Genomic DNA, 2,023 nt, shown 5'->3' with positions numbered 1-2,023 from the left:
GGGGTTTCGGAATTTAATCTTGACGATGACCTACTCTCACATGGGGAAACCCCACACTACCATCGGCGATGCATCGTTTCACTTCTGAGTTCGGGATGGGATCAGGTGGTTCCAACGCTCTATGGTCGTCAAGAAATTCGGGTACTGACTCGTGACCAGATGGCCTCGCTTCAGCAAATTGGGTATGGATAGTTTTCGGTGTTTTGCAAGCGTCGAACTTTCGGTTCATTCGTCTTCACACACCGCAATCTGGTTGCTCTGGTTTAGAGAGCCGACGCAAATTGCTTGGGTGTTATATGGTCAAGCCTCACGGGCAATTAGTATTGGTTAGCTCAACGCCTCACAGCGCTTACACACCCAACCTATCAACGTCGTAGTCTTCGACGGCCCTTCAGGGAACTCAAGGTTCCAGTGAGATCTCATCTTGAGGCAAGTTTCCCGCTTAGATGCTTTCAGCGGTTATCTTTTCCGAACATAGCTACCCGGCAATGCCACTGGCGTGACAACCGGAACACCAGAGGTTCGTCCACTCCGGTCCTCTCGTACTAGGAGCAGCCCCTCTCAAATCTCAAACGTCCACGGCAGATAGGGACCGAACTGTCTCACGACGTTCTAAACCCAGCTCGCGTACCACTTTAAATGGCGAACAGCCATACCCTTGGGACCGGCTTCAGCCCCAGGATGTGATGAGCCGACATCGAGGTGCCAAACACCGCCGTCGATATGAACTCTTGGGCGGTATCAGCCTGTTATCCCCGGAGTACCTTTTATCCGTTGAGCGATGGCCCTTCCATACAGAACCACCGGATCACTAAGACCTACTTTCGTACCTGCTCGACGTGTCTGTCTCGCAGTCAAGCGCGCTTTTGCCTTTATACTCTACGACCGATTTCCGACCGGTCTGAGCGCACCTTCGTACTCCTCCGTTACTCTTTAGGAGGAGACCGCCCCAGTCAAACTACCCACCATACACTGTCCTCGATCCGGATAACGGACCTGAGTTAGAACCTCAAAGTTGCCAGGGTGGTATTTCAAGGATGGCTCCACGCAAACTGGCGTCCACGCTTCAAAGCCTCCCACCTATCCTACACAAGCAAATTCAAAGTCCAGTGCAAAGCTATAGTAAAGGTTCACGGGGTCTTTCCGTCTAGCCGCGGATACACTGCATCTTCACAGCGATTTCAATTTCACTGAGTCTCGGGTGGAGACAGCGCCGCCATCGTTACGCCATTCGTGCAGGTCGGAACTTACCCGACAAGGAATTTCGCTACCTTAGGACCGTTATAGTTACGGCCGCCGTTTACCGGGGCTTCGATCAAGAGCTTCGCGTTAGCTAACCCCATCAATTAACCTTCCGGCACCGGGCAGGCGTCACACCCTATACGTCCACTTTCGTGTTTGCAGAGTGCTGTGTTTTTAATAAACAGTCGCAGCGGCCTGGTATCTTCGACCGGCATGAGCTTACGGAGCAAGTCCTTCACCCTCACCGGCGCACCTTCTCCCGAAGTTACGGTGCCATTTTGCCTAGTTCCTTCACCCGAGTTCTCTCAAGCGCCTTGGTATTCTCTACCCAACCACCTGTGTCGGTTTGGGGTACGGTTCCTGGTTATCTGAAGCTTAGAAGCTTTTCTTGGAAGCATGGCATCAACCACTTCGTCGCCTAAAGGCAACTCGTCATCAGCTCTCGGCCTTGAAACCCCGGATTTACCTAAGATCTCAGCCTACCACCTTAAACTTGGACAACCAACGCCAAGCTGGCCTAGCCTTCTCCGTCCCTCCATCGCAATAACCAGAAGTACAGGAATATTAACCTGTTTTCCATCGACTACGCTTTTCAGCCTCGCCTTAGGGACCGACTAACCCTGCGTCGATTAACGTTGCGCAGGAAACCTTGGTCTTTCGGCGTGGGTGTTTTTCACACCCATTGTCGTTACTCATGTCAGCATTCGCACTTCTGATACCTCCAGCAAGCTTCTCAACTCACCTTCACAGGCTTACAGAACGCTCCTCTACCGCATCACTT

Annotated in this window: 2 rRNA genes; both read right to left on the bottom strand. The window is 52.2% G+C overall.

The features are described 5' to 3' along the window. Positions 1–17: 17 nt before the first annotated feature. Positions 18–133 (bottom strand): 5S ribosomal RNA (rrf, locus tag QRM57_RS20810). Positions 134–296: 163 nt separating this feature from the next. Further along, positions 297–2,023, bottom strand: a 23S ribosomal RNA gene (locus QRM57_RS20805); the annotation flags it as partial.

The organism is Arthrobacter sp. fls2-241-R2A-172, from assembly GCF_030208885.1.
Classification (GTDB): Bacteria; Actinomycetota; Actinomycetes; order Actinomycetales; family Micrococcaceae; genus Arthrobacter.
The sequence above is the reverse complement of the archived record's forward strand: the minus strand, read 5'-3'. Positions and strand labels throughout refer to the sequence as shown.